This is a genomic window from Priestia sp. FW507-14D1A (assembly GCF_058781295.1).
The window spans coordinates 37,412-60,206 of record NZ_JBYSWQ010000009.1 but is presented as its reverse complement, the minus strand read 5'-3'; the positions used below and the strand labels follow the sequence as shown (position 1 = coordinate 60,206).

The following is a 22,795-nucleotide window of genomic DNA, read 5'->3' as shown; positions in this document are numbered from 1 at the left end:
CATCGATAAATAGATAAAAAATAAAAATAGTTTTTTATAGTATGCATTCAGATTGTTAAAAAACAAATATTCTAAATAATCTATAAAAAATGTTTGCATTTCAGAAAACGTTATGTATAATTGGAATCAGGAAAGCGCTTAACCTATATAGAGGTTTGAGCGAATGTTTTCTTAACTTTTAATTAAAGGGGAAAATAAGATGGGGATTCTTACAATTGGAATAATTGGTGCTGGACGCATAGGGAAATTACACGTTGATAATTTAAAATTAATGCCGCAAATAAAAATTAAAGCGGTTTCAGATGTGGTAGTAGATCATTTACATGAATGGGCTGCAAGTAAAGAAATTTCGACGTTAACAACAAATTATCAAGATTTATTAGCTGATCCAGAAATTGATGCCGTCTTCATTTGTTCGCCAACGAATACGCACGCATCGATTATTAAAGAAGCAGCTCGAGCGAAAAAGCATATTTTCTGTGAAAAGCCCGTTAGTTTTTCGGTAGAAGAAACAATCGAAGCGTTAGAAGTAGTAAAAGAACATGGAGTGCAGCTTCAAGTTGGCTTTAACCGACGCTTTGATCCCAACTTTAAAAAAGTGCATGATCTTGTACAACAAGGAGAAGTAGGACAGCCGCACATTTTAAAAATCACCTCCAGAGATCCTCAGCCTCCGAGTCCGGAATACGTTCGCGCTTCAGGAGGATTGTTCATGGATATGATGATTCATGATTTTGATATGGCTCGTTATGTAATGGACAGTGAAGTAATTGAAGTATCGGCTTACGGCACGACGCTCATCGATCCTGCTATTGAAGAAGCAGGGGATATAGATACGGCAATTGTATCATTAAAATTTGCAAATGGAGCTTTAGGTGTAATCGATAACAGTCGTCAAGCTGTCTACGGTTACGATCAGCGCCTTGAAGTTTTTGGTGAAAAAGGTGCAGCTGCTGCTGACAATTGCCGTCCTACTACAGTAGAAATATCAACAGGCGAAAGTGTAGTCAAAGAGAAGCCGCTGTATTTCTTTCTTGAGCGCTATACACAAGCGTACATAGCAGAAGTGACACAGTTTGCAAGAGCAATTATGGAAAAACAAAGCGTTATTTGTACAGGGAACGATGGGTTACAAGCAGAACGAATTGCTAAAGCAGCAAAAGAATCTTTACTATCCGGGCAGCCAGTGAAGATTGAACATAAAAAATACGCAGTGAATTAATGACGGTAAACGTGGGGATGAAAGAAGTTGGTCTTTCTACCCTTTTAGGAAAGCGCTTAACTAAGGAGGAATAAAGATGAATCCGCTTGTTTTTAAAGAAAATCGTGGGTTAGATTTCATCGCTGTTGGCCGTTTATGCATTGATTTAAATGCAAATGAAACACAGCGTCCAATGGAAGAGACTAAAACATTTACTAAATATGTAGGAGGCTCTCCGGCTAATATTGCGATTGGAGCAGCAAGGCTAGGCTTAAAAACCGGTTTTATCGGAAAAGTATCAGATGATCAAATGGGACGCTTCATTACGGATTATCTGCAAAAAAATAAGATTAATACAGATAGCATTGTTGTTGATAAAACGGGGGCCGTAACGGGGCTTGCTTTTACAGAAATCAAGAGCCCTACAGATTGCAGCATCTTAATGTATCGTGATAACGTAGCGGATTTAAAGCTAAGTCCTACAGAAGTATCCGAAGAATATATCAAACAGTCAAAGGCACTTTTAATATCTGGAACGGCTCTTGCGCAAAGTCCTTCTCGTGAAGCAGTGTTTTTAGCACTAGAACACGCACGCAAGCATGAAGTTGTAGTGTTTTTTGATATCGACTATCGTCCATATACATGGGAATCGGAAGCTGAAACGGCAGTCTATTTTAATTTAGCCGCTGAAAAATCAGATGTAATTATTGGTACGCGAGAAGAGTTTGACATGATGGAAAAACTTTTAAATTATAAAGAATCTAATGATCAAGTAACAGCAGAGCGCTGGTTTTCTCACCATGCTCAAATCGTCGTGATTAAGCACGGTGGAGAAGGGTCTATTGCCTATACAAGAGATGGTAAGTCTCACCGCGGAGGAATATTTAAAACAAAAGTTCTGAAAACGTTTGGCGCTGGTGATTCCTATGCTTCAGCCTTTATTTACGGATTGATGCAAGGGCTGGAAATTCCACAGGCAATGCGATTGGGGGGTGCCTCCGCTTCGATTGTCATTTCAAAACACAGCTGTTCAGATGCTATGCCGACAAGCGGTGAGCTCTTCAACTTTATGGAGACAGCAACGGAAGTTTTGCAGGAAGCTTAATAAACAAAGGAAAAATCTTGAGAGATTGCTTGAGAGATTAAAGGAATAGCAGCTTATTAAAATTAGATAAAGGGAGAGATATTCTATGACACAGACAGCAGTAAAAACAGTAAAAAACTATATTGGTGGACAATGGATTGAATCAGCTACATCAAAAACGGAACCTGTGTATAACCCAGCGACAGGTGAATTAATCGCACAGGTACCTCTTTCTACAAAAGAAGACGTAGATCAAGCGGTGCAAGCAGCAAATGAAGCGTTCAAAGGTTGGGCAAAAACAGCTGTGCCTAAACGTGCACGAATTTTATTCAAGTATCAGCAGCTATTAGTAGATAACTGGGATGAATTAGCAAAGTTAGTGACGGTTGAAAACGGAAAAAGCTTTAACGAAGCGCGAGGGGAAGTGCAGCGTGGTATTGAATGTGTAGAATTTGCGGCGGGTGCTCCTACGTTAATGATGGGGAAACAGCTTCCTGATATTGCAACAGACATTGAGTCTGGCATGTACCGCTACCCAATTGGTGTAATTGGGGGAATTACGCCGTTTAATTTCCCAATGATGGTTCCTTGCTGGATGTTCCCGCTTGCAATCGCTTGCGGCAATACATTTGTGTTAAAGCCTTCTGAGCGTACGCCGCTTTTAGCTGCAAGATTAGTAGAATTATTTGAAGAAGCTGGTTTGCCAAAAGGTGTATTAAACATTGTAAACGGCGCGCATGATGTGGTAAACGGTCTTCTTGAACATAAGTTAGTGAAAGCTATTTCGTTTGTAGGTTCCCAGCCTGTAGCTGAGTACGTGTACAAAAAAGGTACGGAAAACTTAAAGCGTGTTCAAGCTTTAGCCGGTGCTAAAAACCATTCAATTGTATTAAGGGATGCAGATTTGAACATAGCAACAAAACAAATTATCGGAGCCGCTTTTGGTTCAGCAGGTGAACGTTGTATGGCAGCATCTGTTGTTACTGTACAAGAAGAAATTGCGGATCAGCTAATTGAAAGATTAGTAGAGGAAGCAAATGATATTGTAATTGGCGACGGCTTAGAAGAAAATGTCTTCTTAGGACCAGTTATTCGTGAAAATCATAAAGAGCGTACGCTCAGCTATATTGAATTAGGCGTGCAAGAAGGAGCAAAGCTTATTCGTGACGGTCGCACAGATGCAGCAGTAAATGGCAATGGCTACTTTGTCGGACCAACGATTTTTGATCATGTTACGCAAGAAATGAAAATTTGGGAAGATGAAATTTTTGCACCTGTGCTGTCCATTGTACGTGTGAAAACATTAGAAGAAGCTATTGAAGTAGCTAATAACTCTCGATTTGCAAACGGTGCTTGTATTTATACAGATAGCGGCGCAAGTGTACGTGAGTTCCGTGAAAATATTGAATCTGGTATGTTAGGAGTAAATGTAGGGGTACCGGCACCTATGGCATTCTTCCCATTCTCTGGCTGGAAAGATTCTTTTTATGGTGATCTTCATGCAAACGGTACGGACGGCGTGGAGTTTTATACAAGAAAGAAAATGGTAACAACGCGCTGGTAAGTAATTCATTAAAAATCGCATCTCATTTTAAAAGGAAGTACCAGGAATTAAAGATATTCCTTATGCTTCCTTTTTTAAAATCACAATCTAGTACTAGAAGGGAGAAAGAAGCATGGAAACGGTTAGAATGACGACGGCACAAGCATTAGTGAAGTTTTTAAATCAGCAGTATGTTGAATTTGATGGAAAGCAGCATCAGTTTATTAAAGGGATTTTTACAATTTTCGGGCACGGAAATGTGGTAGGTCTTGGGCAAGCTTTGGAAGAAGATCCAGGAAATCTAGATGTATATCAGGGACGTAATGAACAAGGAATGGCGAATGCAGCGATGGCTTTTGCAAAACAAAAACATCGAAAGCAAATTATGGCTTGCACATCTTCAGTGGGGCCAGGTTCAGCAAATATGGTTACAACGGCAGCCACTGCTTCAGCTAATAATATTCCAATTTTGCTGCTTCCTGGTGATGTATTTGCAACTAGACAGCCGGATCCCGTTTTGCAGCAAATTGAACAGTCATATGATTTATCTATTTCTACAAACGATGCTTTTCGACCAGTGAGTAAGTACTGGGATCGCGTAAGCCGCCCTGAACAATTGATGACAGCTATGATTAATGCGATACGTGTGTTAACGAATCCTGCAGATACGGGAGCTGTAACTATTTGTTTGCCTCAAGATGTGCAGGGAGAAGCATGGGATTTTCCAGCTTATTTCTTCCAAAAGCGCGTTCACCGCATTGAGCGCCGCCTTCCGACTAGGGACAGTCTAGCAGATGCAATTCAATTAATGAAAACAAAGAAAAAGCCAATCATCATTTGCGGAGGAGGCGTTCGGTATTCAGAAGCTGCAAAAGAGTTAAAGCAATTTGCTAGTGAGTTCCATATTCCATTTGGAGAAACTCAAGCAGGGAAAAGTGCCGTTGAAAGTGACTATCGCTATAATCTAGGCGGAATAGGTGTAACAGGGAACTCAGCTGCTAATACAATTGCTAAAGAAGCAGATTTAGTAATTGGAGTAGGCACTCGATTTACTGATTTTACAACAGCATCTAAACAGCTTTTTCAACATCCCAACGTGCAATTTCTTACCATTAATACGTCTGAATTTCATGCAAATAAACTTGATGCCGTGAAACTTGTAGCTGATGCAAAAGAAGGGTTGCTTGCTCTTAGGGAAGAGCTGAAATCAATTGGCTATCAGTCTGTTTATACAACAGAAATTACAAGTGCTAAAGACGCATGGGATACAGAATTAGAGCGTCTGCATAGCATACGTTTTACTGGTGCAGATTTTGTTCCGGAAATACAAGGTCATTTAGATGAAAGCTTAGCTGAATATGTAGAATCACTTGGTACTCAATTAACGCAAACAGAAGTAATTGGAAAGGTGAATAAGCTCCTTGATGACAACTCCATCATTGTTGGTGCAGCAGGAAGTCTCCCAGGAGACTTACAGCGAATGTGGAAGTCTAATAAACCTAATACCTATCATATGGAATATGGATATTCATGTATGGGATATGAAGTATCAGGCGCACTTGGAGTTAAGCTGGCAGAACCAGCGAAAGAAGTATATGCGATGGTTGGAGATGGAAGCTATCAAATGCTTCATTCAGAGCTTATTACAAGCCTTCAAGAAAGAAAAAAGATAAACATTTTACTGTTTGATAACTCCGGCTTCGGGTGCATTAATAACCTTCAAATGTCAAACGGTATGGGGAGCTTTGGCACAGAGTTTCGTTATCGAAACGATGAAACAGGAAAACTAAACGGAAACGTAATGAAAATTGATTTTGCAGCCAGCGCCGCAGGCTACGGTGTAAAAACGTATCGCGTAAGTTCTCTTGAAGAATTAAAAACGGCGATAGAAGATGCACAAAAACAAGAGGTTTCTACGCTAATTGATATTAAAGTGCTGCCAAAAACTATGACGAACGGTTATGAATCATGGTGGCATGTAGGAGTGGCAGAGGTATCTAAAAATCAGCATGTACAGGAAGCTTATGAAGATAAGGTGAAAAACCTTGAAATGGCAAGAGTTTATTAAGGAGCAGGAGAAAATGAGGTTGTTGAAGAGAAACATTCGATAAATATAAAAGAGGTTTCAATTTCATATAAGGGAGAGGAAGAGATGTTCAAGGAGAATACGGTCAAACTGGGGATTGCTCCAATTGCTTGGACAAATGATGATATGCCTGAACTGGGAGCTGAAAATACATTCGAACAGTGTATCAGTGAGATGGCTTTAACCGGTTTTAGAGGAAGTGAGGTCGGAAACAAATATCCGCGAAATGTTTCAATCTTAAAAAAGGCATTATCGCTTCGGAATTTGGAAATTGCAAGTGCGTGGTTCAGTACATTTTTAACAACAAAGCCGCTGGAAGAAACGGTAACGCCGTTTATTGAACATCGCGATTTTTTATACGAAATGGGAGCAAAAGTAATTGTTGTGTCTGAACAAGGGCACAGCATTCAAGGGCTGATGGATGTTCCTTTATTTAAAGAAAAGCCTGTGTTCACGCCAACAGAGTGGAGCAGACTTGCAGAAGGCCTGCACCATCTTGGGAAACTGGCACGAGAAAAAGATATGCATATTGTCTATCATCACCATATGGGAACAGGTGTACAAACAACAGAAGAAATTGAGCAGCTAATGGAGCTTACCAATCCGGAGCTTGTTTCGCTGCTATTTGATACCGGTCATCTTGTCTTTTCAGGAGAAGAACCTCTTTATATCTTAAAAAAATATCTGCATCGTATTAAGCATGTTCATTTAAAGGATATTCGTCAAGAAGTAGTTGATCGAGTCAAAGAACAAGACCTAAGTTTCTTGCAAGCGGTAAAAGAAGGAGCCTTTACTGTTCCAGGTGATGGAGCTATTGAATTTGATGAAGTATTTACTACGCTTGCCACTTCGGATTATAACGGATGGTTTGTCGTAGAAGCAGAACAGGATCCAGCTCTTGCTAATCCTTTTGAATATGCGTTAAAAGCAAGAAACTTTATTAAAGAAAAAAGCGGTCTTTAATTTCCATTGTAAAAGATTTTACGCCTTTTATGTGTTTATGAAAGGAAAGGAGGAGAGGAAATGAAGCCAACCATTTATAGTGTGGCTGAAGAAGCAGGTGTATCAATTTCTACGGTATCAAAAGTCATCAATCAAACCGGTCATATTAGTGAAAGAACAAGACAAAGAGTAATTGAGGTTATGGCGCAGTTGAATTACCATCCAAGCGTCGTAGCATCTGCTTTAACAGGAAAACCCACTAAAACGATTGGGCTTCTCGTACCTGACATCTCCAACCCTTTTTTTGCCGATTTGGCAAGAAGCATAGAAGACCGAAGTCATGAGCGAGGTTTCCATGTTGTAATGTGCAATACCGATAACGATGCGGAAAAAGAGAAAAAGTATCTATCGCTGTTAATACGTCAGAGAATCGACGGTTTAATTGTAGCTTCTGCTTTTCGCAATGCTAATCTTTTAAAAAATATGCTTAAGCAAGATATACCTATTAGCGTTATTGCTTCAGAAATTCCTCACATATCCGTTAATACAGTGACAGTGGATGACTACAAAGGGAGCTATTTAGCGACTGATTATTTGCTGTCTTTGCATCATAAAAAAATTGCGATTATTACAGAAAATGCAAAAAGCAATCACGCCCGTTTAGATGCTTTTCGAGCCGTTATGCAAGAAAATGGAATCATCGTGCCGCCTCAGCACGTTATTACGACCGAAGCAAGTATTCAAAAAGGATATGAAAGTGCTAAGCAAATTTTTTCAATGAAGGAGAAAGTGACGGCTATTTTTGCTTGTAACGATTTACTGGCTATTGGAGTTATCCAAGCTGCAAAAGAATTCAAAATTGATGTACCGCAAGACTTATCAGTGATTGGCTTTGATAATACGGTTCTTTCTACTACCATTACGCCCATGTTGACGACAGTAGCACAGCCGACAAAAGAAATGGCTGTAAACGTAGTGGATTTGCTGGTTAGAGAAATGAAATATCCAGCGATGCATAAAGAACATTTGCTTCTTGAGCCAAAATTGATTGTTCGGAAATCAACGGCTCCGTTACGAAAGGAAGCCACAGCATCTATAAATAATTGAACACAATCAAGAATATTGCCGTTAATAAAAAATCCTCATAGTCACATATTTAAAAGAATTTAGAGAGTCTATGAAGAAAAATAAGTAATTAGTAAATTCTTATCGCGCTACTACATAAAGGAGGAATTCAAGCATGTTAGGTAAATTAGGTGAATTAAATAAAGGATACAACGTACTTACAGAAATGACCGGTCAGCACAAAGATATGCTGATGGATATTGGGATTTATAAAATGTCCCAAGGAAAAGAGGAAACTTTACTAGACAGCAGCAGTGAAACGGCTATTCTTTTACTAGAAGGAAAGGTAAAGCTAGAGTGGGAAGGCCATTCGAAAGAAATTCAGCGCCAGTCCCTATTTGAAGAAGAGCCTTGGTGTTTGCACGTTTCAAAAAATGTGGAGGTCAAAATTACCGGGCTTGCCGATAGTGAAGTACTAGTTCAAAAAACGGATAATGAAAAAGAATTTTCATCAAAATTATACACGCCCGAAGATTGTCAAAACACAGTGGCTGGTGAAGGAGTATGGGAAGGTACTGCTCAGCGTGTAATCCGAACAATTTTTGACTACAATAACACTCCTTACTCTAACCTTGTTATTGGAGAAGTTATTTCTTATCCAGGAAGATGGTCGAGTTATCCGCCTCATCATCATGACCAGCCCGAAGTGTATTACTATCGTTTTGACAAGCCACAAGGATTTGGGTGCGCAATGGTTGGAGAAGATGCGTACCGTGTAGTTGATAATAGTTTTATTACAATTCCTGGTGAATTGGATCATCCTCAAGCAACGGCTCCTGGGTATGCAATGTACTTCTGCTGGATGATTCGCCATCTCGACAATAATCCGTGGACAGACCGTATTATGGAAGAAGAGCATAAGTGGTTATTAGAGCCGGATGCAAAAATTTGGCCTGAGAAATAAATAAAGATCTTTATACGAAATGGGTCTCAAATGTCGAAAAACCTCGAATGAAAAATAATTATGCGTAAAATAATAGTTTATTTTTGTAAAATATGTTTTTATATGTTAAAGTATAGCTTGTATTAATATTCAGGCGATGATATCGCTCTTTGCTGCAGATTCCTTTTTAGGAGTCTCTTTTTTTTTGGAAACGGAAGCAACAGATAAAGACGATTCGTATATAAATTAAAAAGAAAAGGAGATAAGCGTAAGCCGCTTATCTCCTTTTCTTTTTAGCGTTATCTAATGCTAAGTTCTTTTTCACTACTTTTTCTAAAGCAACTTCCACGTGAACATTTTTTTCATCGATGTCATTCACAAGCACGACGGTTCCTTTTCGTCCTTTAATCTTTAAATCATCACCCGTAGAAGGAATGTTTTCCCTCAGCTGGCTTAATAGAAGCTTTCTGTTTTCAAAAAAGTGAACAGCCACCATTTTATCTCACCTAATTTCATATGATATGTGTGATACAAAGATGTGTATATGAAATCCTTCCTATACATTATGTCGCTAGAGGTAGTTTTAGAACACCTTGAATAGACAATTGTTGCATCTATATATGAAATAAATAGGGTGGCATAGTTATAAATCTTCTATTCTTGGACATACTTATACTACTAATCTAAAAAGGGATGTGGATGAAAATGAAGATGGCTATCGGATTAAGTGTATTTACGGTCGTTACAGGAGCAATTGCGTTAGGGTCGGTTTACTTTTTAGCAGGTATCTTTTCATTTTTCTTAACGGTTTTTTCATAAAAAAATCCACCAAGAGGTGGATTTTTTATTTAGCAGCGGCTTTTGTTTCATGAGGCGAATTACCGATAAATCCAAATTTCCCGCCGACAACTTCTTTTACTTCGTGGATGACAATAAAAGAATTCGGGTCAATTTGCTGGATTTTCTTTTTAATTTTTAATAGCTCGTTCTTTTTAATAACAACGTAGATAATGCGTTTATCTTTGTTGGCGTAGTAGCCATATCCATAAAAGATGGTGGCTGCATTTCCAAATTCACTGGTGATGACTTGCGCTATGTCTTTGTATTGATCGGACATAATCGTCATTGCTTTTTTGTTGTGGAAACCTTCGATAACGACATCTACGATTTTGGCACAAAGATAGACGAATATAAAAGTATAGAGCATGTTATTGACGCCAATAGCGAAAACTGATGCTAAAATAATGACACTGTCCATGTAGAACATGCTTTTAGAAATATTATAGCCTTTTGTGTAGTTTAATAAATAAGCTAAAAGAGTTGTTCCACCAGTCGATCCATCCGCTATAAAAATGAGAGCCAGTCCTGTTCCCATTAGTAAGGCGCCGAATACAATTCCTAAAATCATGTCGTGAACGTGAAAAGGAATATAGCTGACTAGACCGAGGAAAACAGACGTCATGACGGCTCCTAGAATCGTATAAAGAATCGTTTTTTTGGTTAGAAATTTATAGGCTAAGGCAATAAATATAAGGTTTACAAGAAATGTGCTGATACTTGTAGGGATATGAAATAAATAATATAAAACAAGAGCAATACCAACTGTACTTCCGTCACCTAATTTATTTGGAATGACGAAGAAATCAATGGATGCAGCAACTAAAAGTGCGCCAACAATAATTAAGATGATGTCTTTATAGATTGTTTTCAATATGCAAACCTCCTTGATTATTAGGATATTTTCATGTGTAATCTTGTTTTTACTAGTGTTTCACAAATGATAAAATAAAAAACGTCTTAGAAATTGTCTAGTTATAAAACTGATCAACTTCTAAGACGAAGAATTACGATACGTGTATAGGTCTTGATCCGGCTTTTCTATGCTTCGATGTCACCGATTATATAAACCTCTGACCGCTATGTCAACGCTATGAGAGATGTTCAACTTTTCAAAAAATAGAAGGCGGTTTCCTACATAAAAAAAAGAATCCTTTGCGATGGTGCAAAGGATTTTCAAATTTATTGGAATAGGGGGAATACGTTATTAGGATTACCATTTTCATAAATTAATATACCTTTATTTTTTTAAAAAATTTATTTGTTAATGACGATTGAAAGTTTGTAATTCACATGCTGATTTAGCTCTGTCAAAAAATCATTTAGTTCTTCAGTTGAATGAAATTTGCATTCTAGTAAGTAGCAGCCATCGCCGCTGATTTTAAAGTTGTTGATAACGTGCTCCTGTTGACTTTCTAAAAATGTAAGGTAGGGGTGATGATGAATGCTCTGCGTATAGATATTTAAAAATGCATGGATGGTGTAGCCGAGTGTTCGTTCATCAATGTTAATTGTATAGCCTTTGATAATGCCTTCATCTTCTAACTTTAATACTCTAGCAGAAGCCGCTTGTCCGGTTAAATGCACTTTTTCTCCTAATTCCTTCATCTTCATACGTCCGTTTTTTGATAGTTCTTCTAGTATGCGCTTATCTGTATTATCCAACATCGCTACAAATCCTTTCGTATTTCAAATCAAAAGGGTTAACTACTTGATGTCACCTATGTATACTGATACGTCTTCTATTTTATACTAAAGGAAAGTCAGAAAAAAGAGCAGTCAATATGCAAGATATAGAAAGCAGCAGTAGTTTGTAAACAGCTAGATTGACGAAAGCTTAAGCTTGCTGTATGATTCTTTGAGTGTTTACGTGGTTCGTAACCATCCCACGTTAAAAAACTAAGGAGAGAATAGTAAGATGAATATAAGAACACTTTGCGTCAACGGTCTTTTAGCTGCTATGTATATTGCTGTCAGCATGCTAATTCAGCCGTTTGGCTTCACCAATATCCAATTTCGTATATCGGAAATGTTCAATCATTTGATTGTATTTAATAAAAAGTACGTGTACGGCATTGTACTAGGGGTATTTCTGACGAACTTGTTTTTTTCACCAATGGTCGCTTATGACCTGGTGTTTGGGGTAGGACAGTCTGTCCTATCATTACTCATTACCATTTTTTCTATGCGCTACATTAAAAATATGTGGGCTCGTATGCTTATGAATACACTTGTGTTTACATTTACGATGTTTATTATTGCTTTTGAGCTGCACCTAGCATTTGACTTGCCATTTTTCTTTACCTGGCTAACAACAGCCGTTGGTGAGTTTGTTGTTATGCTTGTTGGAGCACCAATTATGGCAGCAATTAATAAACGTGTACGATTTAATAAGCTAGTTGGATAAGAAAGATGTGGCTGTGATAAATCTCACAGCCACATCTTTTTTTCTTTGTTATTCTATAAGTGTAGTGATAAACCCCTTATTATTGAAGAGCTTTTCACGCATGGACAAATTACCCATATCTAGCATGTGAAAAGAGCAGGTCGCGTTTGCGATCTGCTCTTTTTGCGTAAGGCAATAGGAAGTATCCGGTTAGATTATTTTGAAAGAAGGAGTGACAAATCTCACAGCACATTCTTTTTTCTTTTGTTACGATATACATATAGTTGGCAAACTCCTTATCGAAAAGTTTTTCGCTCAACAACACATTACCTATGCGTAGCAATTAAAAAAGCAGACCGATGACGGTTTGCTTTTTTAATTGTATTTTTTACCATTAAATAACTTTTTTGAGTTATAATTGTAAAATAACCTTTGTTACTAGAGAGGGGATTATTTTTTGAATAGAAAGTTAGCAATTCTTGTTTTATTAGCGTTAGCCACCTTATTTGCCGGCTGTTCAAAAGAAGAAGACAACGTTCCTTTAAGAGAACTAGAAAAGATAAGTATTAACGTAATCAAAGAACAAAAAATGAAGCAAGGAATTTCATATGAAATGGAATTGGTAAACAAGAGCGATTTGACCATTAAACAAAACAATGTATTTTTATCCTATCCTTTAAAAATGAAAAACGGTTATTCTGATAATAAATTTAAGGTGTTAGCAGAAGGAAATAAATTAAATATCAAGCCAAAACAAAAGGTAAAGTTAACGGCATTTCTTCCTTATAAAGGAACCAATAAAGAAGCGTTAGCTATTGATGAGCCTGACGTAAAGTGCATAGGGTATTGGAATAAGCTTGATGACTACCATCAATTTTCTTTTGGAGGATCCTTAAAGCAAGAGTAATGGAAAGTTTTTTGTTAAATAGTGGAACTTGAAAGGTGTGAAATCGTATATAAACCAAGGGGGAGATTTCATTGAAGAGATATGGACTATTTATCATTAGCTTCATTGTGTTGCTAGGTAGCTTTCAACTGCTATCAGGCATGATTCTTACGCTTTTGTATGTTCCAGAAAGCGCGGATATGTGGAATTCAATTGAAGGTTTATCAAGTAAAGTAATATTTGGCAGTCATTTACCTAGCTTTGCTTTTGTAATTCCCGTTTTAGCAGCTACAGCCGCTTTTTTTATTTCTAAAAAACGCGTTAGGAAAAGTGCATAAGGGATTGATAAAGGCGGTGAATGAACAGTGAGTGTAGACACGGATAGATTGATTAGCTTTTTTATTTTATGGGGATCACCCGCTGTTTTTAGTATAATAGAGTACTTTAAACTGAGTAAAACTGAAAAAAAAGAAGCGATACGAGACTTAATATCTTTAAAATCTATTGTAACAACAGGATTTATATTGATTGGAGGAGTGATGGCGAGTTTAGGTAGAGTATTATCTCTGCTGCCTCTCCACGTTATAGGTACTTTTATTTTAGCTATTGGTGGTATCGTGGGCGCTGTTGAAGCATGGAAGACAGAAAAAAAGAAAAGTATTGTTATCCTTGTTTTAATAGTATCTATGATTGCTTTTACATTTGTAATATAAATTCTGCATGTAACAAGAGCTGCTCAACCAGTGAGCAGCTCTTATCAGTTTCTTATTTATTGTGTTTCAAGATGCTGATCTCTTTTCTTTAACGTAAGAGCGAGCAAGAACGAAACGACGGCAAAAGCGATGGCTACATAATAGACGGTATGAACCCCGCTTGTCATACTTTTTATTTGTAACAGCGTTTTATTCGTTTCGTTTGATTGTTGAATAAAGTGCTGAGAAGCCATGGTCATAATACTTGTATACAAAGCGGGTCCAATCGCGCCTGAAACTTGGTTAATCGTATTTGAAATAGCTGAACCGTGGGCATGAAGCGGTTTTGGCACTTGATTTAAAGCAAGCGTCATCACGGGACCGATGCTTAAACCTACGCCAATTGTAAAGGCTGCGTATAAGATGGCTGCAGTCGTCGTGCTTGTTCCGCTTGAAATAGTAGTGAACAAACTTAAGATAATTGTTAAAAGGACTAAGCCCGTTAAAAGCAGCGGTTTAAATCCGATTTTGTCAAACAAACGTCCTCCCACCATAGCTGTTAGAGCCAGCGTTACGCCGCCAGGAAGCATAAGAAACCCTGTTTGCAAAGGAGACAGTCCCGCAGCCGTTTGGAAGTATAGCGGCAAAATTAACATCATTGAAAACTGAATCATCATAATAAGAAACATTAAGAAAATCGATCTTGAAAACACAGACGATCTAAAAGGCTTCATATTAATCATAGGAGAATTCAGCTTGCTTTGCTGTCTGACAAATAAAGCAAGAGCTATGACGCCAATTATGAGCGTAAGCCATACGATAGGATTACTCCATCCCGTCTCTTCACCAGCTGCGCTAAATCCATAAACAACTCCTCCAAACCCAATTGTAGAAAGAATCACAGATGGCATATGAATTGTTGGTCTAGATGTTTCAGAAACGTTACTGAGCTTAAAGAGAGCAAATAGGAAAATAAGCGCCGCTGCAATTAAAAGACCTAGAAATATAATTTGCCACGAATAATATTGAATAATTAATCCTGAAAGAACCGGTCCTATTGCCGGTGCAAATAAAATAGCTACGCTAAAAATCCCCATTACGGTGCCGCGTTTGCTAACAGGCACGAGTGTTAACATTGTGCTCATCACAAGAGGTAAAATAATGCCTGTCCCTAATGCTTGAATCATACGGCCCGCAAAAAGCAGAGAAAACCATGGAGTGATAAATCCAATGAAGGACCCAATTAAGTAAAAGCTCATAGCCGTCACAAACAGCTGTCTTAATGTGAATCGTTGAATTAAGAAAGCAGACACCGGAACAGAGATGCCGATTACAAGCATATATCCGGTAGTTAACCACTGAGCTGAGCTCGTTCTAATGTGAAAATCTGAAATGATACTTGGCAAGGCCACGTTCATTACCGTTTCACTAATTAAGCATAAAAAATTCCCTAGAATCAAAATGAAAAGGATAAGCTTACTTTGTGTACTCATTTTTTCTTCTGTTTGTGTCATAAGTGACCTCCTTTTACTAAATTAATTTTTGTTTGCAAACAGCTTGCCAATTTGGTCAGCTGCTATTTGCATAGGGACTGTACTATTTTTAGTTAATGAAAGAGTATAAGCCCCTTCAATCCAAGACTGTATAGCTGAACCTAGCTGTCTTGCTTCCTCTTGCTCATAGCCTGAACAAACTAACTTATTTGCATAAACTTGCTCCCACTCGTTATACACGGCTTCACAGGCCATACGAAGCGTTTCGTTTGATGACCATACTTCACTCGACATAGCAGCGAGAGAGATATCCGCTTCATTTTCCACTTGTTCAAACATTCGATCAGCCATCAGCTTTATATGATATTGAATAGCTGACGCGGCATCTTCATGAGAAGCGAGGGATTTTTCGATATAAGCTTTGACTCTTTCTCCTGTTTTTTGAATAGCTTCTTTTGCTAACTGTTGTTTTCCGTCCGGAAAATAATAATAAATAGATCCTCTCGGAGCGCTGCTTTCTTTTGTAATTTGACTTAGACTGGTGGCGTGATAGCCTTTTTTGCGAAAAAGTTTAGCAGCTGCGCTTAAAATCTTTTCTTTTGAATTGGTTGGTTCCATCAAAACAGCTCCCTAATATAATTACTAGTTGATCGGTCAGTATAATGGTAGCAACTCTATACTGATCAGTCAATCCAGACGTTGAGGTCTTGTATATAAGTGAAGATTGATGCAAGATTCACAGGTGTAAGCATTGATTGAAATGTTAAGAATAAGGTTACAAAGTATTTTGGACCTATACTTCTATTACTGTTAAAAAAATATGATTAAGTAATGAAATTAAAAGAAGACGAGAAGCGTATAGCATGTTACGATAGGGACGGTATAGAAATTGGCATATGTCTGTTTCTAATAGAAGAGACAAATTTTAAAATTTTTAAATGTAAGGTTGTGATTCACCTGAGACTGAATAAATTTATTAGCGAATCTGGAAAGGCGTCAAGACGCGGGGCAGATAAGTTAATTAGTGAAGGAAGAGTAACCGTTAATGGAAAGGTTGCAAAAGTCGGAGATCAAGTTAAGCCTGGCGATGATATTCGAGTAAGCGGCCAACAGCTTCGGATTGCTCGAAATAATGTATATATTGCGCTTAATAAACCAGTCGGCATTACAAGTACGAGTGAAAAAAAAGTAAAGGGAAACATCATTGATTTAGTCAATCACCCTTTGCGTATTCACCACGTTGGACGACTTGATAAGGATTCAGACGGCTTAATTTTACTTACAAATGACGGCGATATTATTAATGAAATTTTACGTGCAGAAAACAAGCATGAAAAAGAATATATTGTGGCAGTAGATAAGCCAATTACACCAGAGTTTATCAAAAACATGTCTGAGGGAGTGAAAATTTTAGGCACAAAAACGCTTCCTTGTGAAGTGACACAGCTGTCTAAGTATGAGTTTCAAATTATTTTAACACAGGGTTTAAATCGTCAAATTCGCCGTATGTGTGAAGTGCTCGGATATGAAGTGTACCGCCTTCAGCGCACGCGTATTATGAATATCCATTTAAACAACTTACCTGTTGGGCAATGGAGAGATTTAACGAAAAAAGAGCGTACGCAGCTATTCAAAGAATTAGACTATGAACCTAAAGAGTGGTAAATCAAAAGACACCAGCCTGTTAGACTGGTGTCTTTTTTATTCGCATACAACTACTTGTCTAGAAAATACGCTTTTGCGCGCCACGCAGCGATCTGAAATAGAAAAGCCGGCTTCATGAATCATATGGTCAATCGTATCTACTGTAATCACGACTACTTTATCCGTAAAGCGGCGAGCGTGTTTTAAAATAGAAAGCTGATCTTCAGGCGTCGCGTGGGTGTAGAGATTGTAAGGCATGTCGATGATAGCTACATCATAGTGAGTTGTAACATCTGAAATCGGTCCAGTTTTGACATCACCGCTTAAGCCGAAATGCGCAATATTTTCACGAGATCCGTCGGTCACAAGTGGATTGATATCGCGTCCTACAATATTAATACCCATTGAAAGGGCTTCTACAAGGACTGTACCAATACCGCAGCATGGATCAATCGCTTTGATTCCTTCGGGGTTTGGAACGGCAATGTTAGCTACAGCTCTTGCAAGGCGGGTACTGAGTGCTGTAGAGTATTCACGCGGTTTCTTCAAATGATGCAGCCATATGGCTTCGCTTTTTTGATATTTCCCAAAATACCAGCGTCCTTCAAATGGAACAATGCCAAACAAATGGTGAGGGTTATGCAAGTCTGCTTCTGCTACAAAATGCCAACCCACATCACGTTCAATAGCACGCTGACCTTTATAACTTATTTTTTGATCTTTTTCCAAGTCATTAATTTTCATAAAAATGAGTTTAAATGTTTTGTCTCCGAGGTCAATATCTTCTACTTGCTTACAAATATCTGCAAGGTCATCTGATTCATACATAATATCTAATCGCTCTTTGATAAAAGGGCTTCTGCTTGGATCAAGTTTAACAGCACTTTTTATGATAGGTTTCTCAGTTTCAATTTCAAAAAGAGAGCGTCTCTCTAATTGACATAGTGAGAGTTCCTCTTCGCTGCATGCGTATGTGTAGATATACTGAGGCAGCTGCGTATGGTTATTCAATATCGTATCATCCTTTATCGTATCTAATTATCCTTCTTCTCAAACAATAGCGAGAAAAGAAGAGAAAAGCAACGAATTTAAATATATTTGGCTGTGAATAATAAATTGAAGCGCTACATAGTCCACTTATTTGACAAAACATGCTAAAATAACTGGTGATAACCTGCATGTGCTGCTGTCTATACAAAAGAACTGGATCAAGGTTTCTCAAAAATCATTTACACACTGCTGACATTTTGATGAATAGGAGAGGCTACGTGATGTCTAAAAGTGATCATGAAAAGCAACAGATGAGTCGGGCTGATATGAAAAAACAAGCCAAAACATCCTCGCAAAACCTTGTGATGAACGTACTCATTGCCATTGTATCTGTATGTATTTTAGCTCTTATTATAAATGTTTTTATACTAATGAAATGAGCCGTTATGCTGCTCATTTCTTTTTGTTAGGTTCAGCTTTTATTGAAGCATTTGAGGTCTCTTTCACTAGAGAGCACATTGTGAATAGCATATCTTTTTTTTACAAATGATAGTTGTGATATGATGAGGCAATAATATATTAGACAAAAAGCTGGAGGTTACTTAGTATGCCATTACTTAGATTTGATGTAATAGAAGGAAGAGATGAAAAAGAGTTAAAAACATTACTAGACGCTGCTCACCGAGCGATGCTAGAAGCCTTTGGCGTCCCGGAGCGAGACCGTTATCAAATTGTACATCAGCATCCTGCTCATGAAATGATTATTGAAGATACAGGTCTTGGCTTTGAGAGAAGCAAGGATTTGGTTATTATAAGTGTAACGAGTAAACAGCGAACAGAAGAGCAAAAGCAAGCTCTTTACAGATTAATTGTAAAAGAGCTTGGAGAGAGCTGCGGCATTCAGCCAAACGACATTATGATTTCGATTGTTGAAAACGGTAATGCTGACTGGAGCTTTGGCATGGGAGAGGCTCAATTCTTAACTGGGAAATTATAAAACGGTTTATTATCTAGAGAAGCCCTTATTTCTAAGGGCTTTTTCTCATTTTGTATCTAAAAATATTATTCTCTTAGTCACATCTTACTCAAAATTAAATACAGACATCTGTCAAATGAATGATACAATAAGCTTATATGCCGTTTTGAGTGGAAAAGCCATAAAAGAGTTCGGCGTACTAATTTTAGAACAACAATAAATTTACATAAAGATGTAAAGATTTAAAGGTTAAAAGAGAAATGTATAAAATCTGTAAAACAAAAGAACAGTTACGCGTTAAACATAGGAGTAAAAGGTTCTTCACGTGTTTTTTCGGATAAGAAGAGAAAGTAATTTTGATCATTGAGGAGGAACTTAGAATGTTTGGATTTGATGCAGATGTATCGCCACTAGTGCGAATTAAAGTAATTGGAGTCGGCGGTGGAGGAAATAACACCGTTAACCGTATGATTGAACACGGTGTACAAGGAGTAGAATTTATTGCCGTTAATACGGATGCTCAGGCGCTTAACTTATCTAAAGCAGATGTAAAAATGCAGATTGGTGCTGCATTAACGCGAGGATTAGGTGCAGGAGCTAATCCAGAAGTGGGAAGAGAAGCAGCCGAAGAAAGCAGAGAACAAATTCAAGAAGTACTGCAAGGCGCAGACATGGTATTCGTAACAGCTGGCATGGGTGGAGGAACCGGTACTGGAGCAGCCCCGGTTATTGCCCAAATTGCCCGTGAACTAAATGCTTTAACAATTGGAGTAGTCACTCGCCCATTCAAGTTTGAAGGAAATAAACGTACGAAGCAAGCAGTAGGCGGTATTACTGCGATGAATGAATCGGTAGATACCCTTATTGTGATTCCAAACGACCGCTTGCTTGAAATTGTCGATAAAAAGACGCCTATGCTTGAAGCATTCCGTGAAGCAGATAATGTTCTTCGCCAAGGTATTCAAGGTATTTCAGATTTAATCGCTGTTCCGGGGCTGATTAACCTTGACTTTGCTGATGTAAAAACAATCATGTCTAATCAAGGATTTGCGCTTATGGGTATCGGACGAGCTTCTGGATCAGACCGGGCAATTGAAGCGGCGAAAAAAGCGATTTCTAGTCCGCTGCTAGATGCATCGATTGATGGAGCAAGAGGCGTGCTGTTGAACATTACGAGCGGCAGCAGCTTGAGTCTTTACGAAGTACAGGAAGCAGCAGATATTGTCACGTCTGCTTCTGATCAGGACTTAAATATGATTTTTGGGTCCGTGATTAATGAAGATTTAAAGGACGAAATGATGGTAACCGTTATTGCCACTGGATTTGATGATGAAGATGTTTCACCATCAGCTTCTACTTCTAGAGTTTCAAGAGCACGCTACTAAATTAAATAACCAGCTTTTATGGTGGCAATTGTTTTTCAATTGCCTTAAAAGGGAATCCGGTGCAAATCCGGAGCGGTCCCGCCACTGTAACAAGGAGCCTTATGTCAAAAAGCCACTGTCTATTTAGAGACGGGAAGGCGGTATAAGGCAATGACTTGAAGCCAGGAGACCTGCCATAAATCGCAGCACACAATAACCTACGAGGATAGGGAGGTGTTTTGGCAGAATCAAAAATAAGATAAACAAGGGATACGTTTATCTGAATTTGTATTGAAGACAAGCACTTCTTTTTAGAAGTGCTTTTTTTGTGTATTAAAATAGAAGGTGGAAAAATCAATGATAAATAATAAAAAACTCGTATCTATGATATTTCTTGTGTTACTTTGCCTCACTGCTTGTGTTCCTAATGAAGAGAGCATAAGTATAAAAGAAAAAAAGAAAACGGATAAAAGTGTGACGTTTTTATTTAATTTTACATCTGCAACGCTTGATCCTCATACGGATGATAATTATACAGCAGTTCGTGCGGGAGTAGGGGAGACGCTTGTTAAAATCAGCAATGATTTAAAAATAAAGCCCTGGCTTGCTGAAAAGTGGAAAACGGAAGATAACGGTCTTACGTGGACATTTACGATAAGAAAGAATATTACGTTTCAAAATGGTAAAGCGCTAGATGCAAATGCCGTTAAGTCTTCTCTTCAAAGAACGATAGATCAAAGTTATGCGATGAAAAACGCTTTAAATATTAAAGAAATGAAAGCGAACGGTCATGCGCTGACAATTACATTAAAAGAACCAATGCCTAAATTTCCTTCTGAGTTAGTACATCCAAACACAGCTATTATAGATGTTGATGTTTCTAATATAGCTAAGAAGCCTATTGGCACAGGTCCATTTCAAGTTTTGACTTTCGATCAAGGAAATCAAGTGAAGTTAGAAAGATATGAACATTATTGGAATGGGAAAGTAAAATTAAAAAATGCGATCTTTGCATTTAACGAAGATGCTAATGCGCGCGTTGCGGCTCTTCAGTCCGGAACAGCCGATATTATTTATCGCCCGCCTTTAGAAAGTTTGGGCACTTTACAAACAGATCCGTCTTTTAAGGTAAGTGGAGTACCCAGTGTGCGTACACATTTATTACTTTATAATCAAACCAATGACGCATTAAAAGACGAAAATGTAAGAAAAGCTATCGATACCTTACTGAACCGAAAAGAAATTGTCAGCAGCATCATGAACAATCAAGCGGCAGCAGCTCGAGGTCCATTTTTACCTCAATTTCCTTTTGCTGATAATAATGCTAATGAGCAAAGAGGTATGCCATCTGCTAAAAAATATTTAGAGAAAGCAGGCTATCAAATCAAAAATGACAAACCAATGAAAAATGGAAAGCCACTATCGCTCTCTCTTGTCACATACAGCTCTCTACCAGAACTTCCTTTGATTGCTCAGCTTATACAGTCTAATGCCAAAGAGTTAGGAATTACTATTAAGATTCATCTCGTTGAGGACAGCGATGAATATGTAATGGCAAAAGACGATTGGGATTTAGCACTGTACAGTCTTATCACTGCACCTAGAGGAGATGCAAGCTATTATTTAAGTACGAACTATTTGCCGGGCGGTGGTTTAAATGCCAGCCGGATTGATGACGATAAGCTAACAAAAATGATAGAACAGTTAAATTCAACAGTAGATGACGCAAAGCGAGATCAGTTAGCTAAGCAAGCAACCGCTTTGATTAATGAGGAAATGCTGACGTCATCGATTGTACATCCAAACATTGTTGTTGCTTATAATCAAAAAGTGAAAAACTGGACCACAAATCCAAGCGAGTATTATATGCTGACTCAGCATTTAGACGTAACGCCATAGTCAATATTGTGTTGTTCCTATAGGAAAACGAGAAAGTATACAATGATAGATAAAAGGATGTGACAGTAAACGTGCAAGAAGTACAAACGTATCAAATTAAAGAAGTAAAAGAAAAGGATGCGGAAGTGATTCAGTTTGTCATGAATATGCGGAATGAGCTATTTCTTATGATGGAAAAAAATCAGCTTCCTGTGGATTTGCTTCATTTTAATAAATATTATGTTCAAGCGAAAGGCGCTGCTTTTTTTGCAGCTGTCACGGAAAATCAACAAGTAATTGGAACAATTGGTTTATACGCTTACGATGGAAGGTTTCATGCATTAAAAAAGCGATATGAACATAAAACTGCAGCCGAGATTGTAAAATGCTATGTCGATCCAGCATACCGGCGTCTAGGCATTGGACAGCAGCTGTTAAAGGCAGTGGAACAATTTGCTCAAAGTCATTTTTATGACACGTTGTATCTGCATACTCATCCTTTTTTACCGGGGGCTATTCCATTCTGGACTTCACAAGATTTTATCGAAAGGCTTGCTGAACAGGATGAGCCATGGAATACGCTGCACATGGACAGAAAAATACAACCGGTCGTAATGTAACGATATTATACAGTAATTACCATAGAATCTAGATAAGAGCTCATGCTATAATGAGCTTACTTACATTTATAGCCTGTAGGGCAAGTCCTTACAGAAAAGAACCACGTTTCGAATTGGCTGAAACGTGGTTTTTTTCTATGAAAAACAAATAACAAAATATTTTTA

At 38.0% G+C, this 22,795-nt stretch carries 23 protein-coding genes and 2 riboswitches; of the genes, 17 read left to right on the top strand and 6 right to left on the bottom strand.

Translation table 11 applies throughout. The features are described from left to right. The first annotated feature begins 199 nt into the window (after positions 1–199). The 7 genes from iolG (at position 200) to AC3WJG_RS23555 (ending at position 8,885) form a co-directional block, all read left to right on the top strand. Complete coding sequence (gene iolG, locus AC3WJG_RS23585) at positions 200–1,222, top strand: inositol 2-dehydrogenase (protein WP_102813477.1); 1,023 nt, start codon at positions 200–202, stop codon at positions 1,220–1,222. 76 nt (positions 1,223–1,298) lie between these two features. Further along, the gene (gene iolC / locus AC3WJG_RS23580) at positions 1,299–2,306 is read left to right on the top strand and encodes a 5-dehydro-2-deoxygluconokinase (protein WP_098433046.1); all 1,008 of its coding nucleotides are present in this window, start codon (positions 1,299–1,301) and stop codon (positions 2,304–2,306) included. An 85-nt stretch (positions 2,307–2,391) separates the two neighbouring features. Then, entirely contained in the window at positions 2,392–3,849 is a 1,458-nt protein-coding gene (locus tag AC3WJG_RS23575; protein ID WP_337134615.1) for a CoA-acylating methylmalonate-semialdehyde dehydrogenase, read from the top strand. 112 nt (positions 3,850–3,961) lie between these two features. Next, complete coding sequence (gene iolD / locus AC3WJG_RS23570; protein ID WP_098334672.1) at positions 3,962–5,896, top strand: 3D-(3,5/4)-trihydroxycyclohexane-1,2-dione acylhydrolase (decyclizing); 1,935 nt, start codon at positions 3,962–3,964, stop codon at positions 5,894–5,896. Between the two features lie 84 nt (positions 5,897–5,980). Continuing rightward, positions 5,981–6,877 carry a myo-inosose-2 dehydratase gene (iolE, locus tag AC3WJG_RS23565; RefSeq protein WP_025753031.1) on the top strand — a complete coding sequence of 299 codons (897 nt, stop codon included), beginning with the start codon at positions 5,981–5,983 and terminating at the stop codon, positions 6,875–6,877. A 60-nt stretch (positions 6,878–6,937) separates the two neighbouring features. Further along, a complete protein-coding gene (locus AC3WJG_RS23560) occupies positions 6,938–7,963 on the top strand; it encodes a LacI family DNA-binding transcriptional regulator (protein ID WP_098433047.1) in 1,026 nt (341 codons plus the stop codon). Positions 7,964–8,096: 133 nt separating this feature from the next. After that, the gene (locus tag AC3WJG_RS23555; protein WP_337134617.1) at positions 8,097–8,885 is read left to right on the top strand and encodes a 5-deoxy-glucuronate isomerase; all 789 of its coding nucleotides are present in this window, start codon (positions 8,097–8,099) and stop codon (positions 8,883–8,885) included. A 256-nt stretch (positions 8,886–9,141) separates the two neighbouring features. Here the strand turns inward: AC3WJG_RS23555 and AC3WJG_RS23550 are convergent, their stop codons facing one another. The 3 genes from AC3WJG_RS23550 to AC3WJG_RS23540 form a co-directional block, all read right to left on the bottom strand. Beyond that, entirely contained in the window at positions 9,142–9,360 is a 219-nt protein-coding gene (locus tag AC3WJG_RS23550; protein ID WP_013055227.1) for a hypothetical protein, read from the bottom strand. Positions 9,361–9,708: 348 nt separating this feature from the next. Then, positions 9,709–10,575, bottom strand: coding sequence for a YitT family protein (locus AC3WJG_RS23545; protein ID WP_013081605.1), 867 nt, complete (start codon positions 10,573–10,575; stop codon positions 9,709–9,711). Positions 10,576–10,958: 383 nt separating this feature from the next. After that, entirely contained in the window at positions 10,959–11,369 is a 411-nt protein-coding gene (locus AC3WJG_RS23540; protein ID WP_028410222.1) for an Lrp/AsnC family transcriptional regulator, read from the bottom strand. A gap of 196 nt (positions 11,370–11,565) precedes the next feature. Then, positions 11,566–11,610, top strand: a riboswitch (PreQ1 riboswitch). Between the two features lie 9 nt (positions 11,611–11,619). Between AC3WJG_RS23540 and AC3WJG_RS23535 the strand changes: the two genes are divergently transcribed. The 4 genes from AC3WJG_RS23535 (at position 11,620) to AC3WJG_RS23520 (ending at position 13,686) form a co-directional block, all read left to right on the top strand. Further along, the gene (locus AC3WJG_RS23535; RefSeq protein WP_098433048.1) at positions 11,620–12,108 is read left to right on the top strand and encodes a QueT transporter family protein; all 489 of its coding nucleotides are present in this window, start codon (positions 11,620–11,622) and stop codon (positions 12,106–12,108) included. 436 nt (positions 12,109–12,544) lie between these two features. Continuing rightward, positions 12,545–12,994 (top strand): hypothetical protein, encoded by a 450-nt coding sequence (locus AC3WJG_RS23530; RefSeq protein WP_098250143.1) that lies wholly within the window; start codon positions 12,545–12,547, stop codon positions 12,992–12,994. A gap of 71 nt (positions 12,995–13,065) precedes the next feature. Further along, positions 13,066–13,311: a hypothetical protein gene (locus tag AC3WJG_RS23525; protein ID WP_028410224.1), complete on the top strand. Its 246-nt coding sequence runs from the start codon at positions 13,066–13,068 to the stop codon at positions 13,309–13,311. Between the two features lie 27 nt (positions 13,312–13,338). Continuing rightward, the gene (locus AC3WJG_RS23520) at positions 13,339–13,686 is read left to right on the top strand and encodes a hypothetical protein (protein ID WP_336063979.1); all 348 of its coding nucleotides are present in this window, start codon (positions 13,339–13,341) and stop codon (positions 13,684–13,686) included. A gap of 56 nt (positions 13,687–13,742) precedes the next feature. Here AC3WJG_RS23520 and AC3WJG_RS23515 read toward each other — a convergent pair whose 3' ends face one another. Together AC3WJG_RS23515 and AC3WJG_RS23510 are read right to left on the bottom strand one after the other, a co-directional pair. Beyond that, complete coding sequence (locus AC3WJG_RS23515; RefSeq protein WP_336063980.1) at positions 13,743–15,179, bottom strand: DHA2 family efflux MFS transporter permease subunit; 1,437 nt, start codon at positions 15,177–15,179, stop codon at positions 13,743–13,745. Between the two features lie 21 nt (positions 15,180–15,200). Further along, a complete protein-coding gene (locus tag AC3WJG_RS23510) occupies positions 15,201–15,776 on the bottom strand; it encodes a TetR/AcrR family transcriptional regulator (RefSeq protein ID WP_034276671.1) in 576 nt (191 codons plus the stop codon). Between the two features lie 339 nt (positions 15,777–16,115). Between AC3WJG_RS23510 and rluF the strand changes: the two genes are divergently transcribed. Next, a complete protein-coding gene (gene rluF / locus AC3WJG_RS23505; RefSeq protein WP_025601719.1) occupies positions 16,116–16,823 on the top strand; it encodes a 23S rRNA pseudouridine(2604) synthase RluF in 708 nt (235 codons plus the stop codon). A 36-nt stretch (positions 16,824–16,859) separates the two neighbouring features. On the opposite strand, the gene AC3WJG_RS23500 is transcribed toward rluF, so the two are convergent. Beyond that, on the bottom strand, positions 16,860–17,813 hold the full coding sequence (locus tag AC3WJG_RS23500) for a TRM11 family SAM-dependent methyltransferase (RefSeq protein ID WP_337134618.1): 954 nt from the start codon (positions 17,811–17,813) through the stop codon (positions 16,860–16,862). 260 nt (positions 17,814–18,073) lie between these two features. On the opposite strand from AC3WJG_RS23500, the gene AC3WJG_RS23495 reads away from it, so the two are divergent. From AC3WJG_RS23495 to AC3WJG_RS23475, 5 genes are all read left to right on the top strand, one after another. Continuing rightward, positions 18,074–18,232: a hypothetical protein gene (locus AC3WJG_RS23495; protein WP_014461742.1), complete on the top strand. Its 159-nt coding sequence runs from the start codon at positions 18,074–18,076 to the stop codon at positions 18,230–18,232. 167 nt (positions 18,233–18,399) lie between these two features. After that, on the top strand, positions 18,400–18,789 hold the full coding sequence (locus AC3WJG_RS23490) for a tautomerase family protein (RefSeq protein WP_013055239.1): 390 nt from the start codon (positions 18,400–18,402) through the stop codon (positions 18,787–18,789). A gap of 359 nt (positions 18,790–19,148) precedes the next feature. Beyond that, a complete protein-coding gene (gene ftsZ, locus AC3WJG_RS23485; protein WP_013055240.1) occupies positions 19,149–20,153 on the top strand; it encodes a cell division protein FtsZ in 1,005 nt (334 codons plus the stop codon). Positions 20,154–20,155: 2 nt separating this feature from the next. Beyond that, a riboswitch (cobalamin riboswitch) is annotated at positions 20,156–20,346 on the top strand. Between the two features lie 143 nt (positions 20,347–20,489). Then, complete coding sequence (nikA, locus tag AC3WJG_RS23480) at positions 20,490–22,031, top strand: nickel ABC transporter substrate-binding protein (RefSeq protein WP_337134619.1); 1,542 nt, start codon at positions 20,490–20,492, stop codon at positions 22,029–22,031. A gap of 71 nt (positions 22,032–22,102) precedes the next feature. Next, on the top strand, positions 22,103–22,630 hold the full coding sequence (locus tag AC3WJG_RS23475; RefSeq protein WP_337134620.1) for a GNAT family N-acetyltransferase: 528 nt from the start codon (positions 22,103–22,105) through the stop codon (positions 22,628–22,630). Positions 22,631–22,795 lie beyond the last annotated feature (165 nt).

What these genes read in the sequence shown, in the direction of transcription:
- AC3WJG_RS23575 (WP_337134615.1), top strand. Translation starts at nt 2,392, where the DNA reads ATGACACAGACAGCAGTAAAAACAGTAAAAAACTATATTGGTGGACAA.
- AC3WJG_RS23510 (WP_034276671.1), bottom strand. Translation starts at nt 15,776, where the DNA reads ATGGAACCAACCAATTCAAAAGAAAAGATTTTAAGCGCAGCTGCTAAA.
- iolD (WP_098334672.1), top strand. Translation starts at nt 3,962, where the DNA reads ATGGAAACGGTTAGAATGACGACGGCACAAGCATTAGTGAAGTTTTTA.
- AC3WJG_RS23490 (WP_013055239.1), top strand. Translation starts at nt 18,400, where the DNA reads ATGCCATTACTTAGATTTGATGTAATAGAAGGAAGAGATGAAAAAGAG.
- AC3WJG_RS23555 (WP_337134617.1), top strand. Translation starts at nt 8,097, where the DNA reads ATGTTAGGTAAATTAGGTGAATTAAATAAAGGATACAACGTACTTACA.
- AC3WJG_RS23515 (WP_336063980.1), bottom strand. Translation starts at nt 15,179, where the DNA reads ATGACACAAACAGAAGAAAAAATGAGTACACAAAGTAAGCTTATCCTT.
- iolC (WP_098433046.1), top strand. Translation starts at nt 1,299, where the DNA reads ATGAATCCGCTTGTTTTTAAAGAAAATCGTGGGTTAGATTTCATCGCT.
- AC3WJG_RS23535 (WP_098433048.1), top strand. Translation starts at nt 11,620, where the DNA reads ATGAATATAAGAACACTTTGCGTCAACGGTCTTTTAGCTGCTATGTAT.
- nikA (WP_337134619.1), top strand. Translation starts at nt 20,490, where the DNA reads ATGATAAATAATAAAAAACTCGTATCTATGATATTTCTTGTGTTACTT.
- AC3WJG_RS23540 (WP_028410222.1), bottom strand. Translation starts at nt 11,369, where the DNA reads ATGTTGGATAATACAGATAAGCGCATACTAGAAGAACTATCAAAAAAC.
- iolG (WP_102813477.1), top strand. Translation starts at nt 200, where the DNA reads ATGGGGATTCTTACAATTGGAATAATTGGTGCTGGACGCATAGGGAAA.
- AC3WJG_RS23550 (WP_013055227.1), bottom strand. Translation starts at nt 9,360, where the DNA reads ATGGTGGCTGTTCACTTTTTTGAAAACAGAAAGCTTCTATTAAGCCAG.
- ftsZ (WP_013055240.1), top strand. Translation starts at nt 19,149, where the DNA reads ATGTTTGGATTTGATGCAGATGTATCGCCACTAGTGCGAATTAAAGTA.
- AC3WJG_RS23495 (WP_014461742.1), top strand. Translation starts at nt 18,074, where the DNA reads ATGTCTAAAAGTGATCATGAAAAGCAACAGATGAGTCGGGCTGATATG.
- iolE (WP_025753031.1), top strand. Translation starts at nt 5,981, where the DNA reads ATGTTCAAGGAGAATACGGTCAAACTGGGGATTGCTCCAATTGCTTGG.
- AC3WJG_RS23560 (WP_098433047.1), top strand. Translation starts at nt 6,938, where the DNA reads ATGAAGCCAACCATTTATAGTGTGGCTGAAGAAGCAGGTGTATCAATT.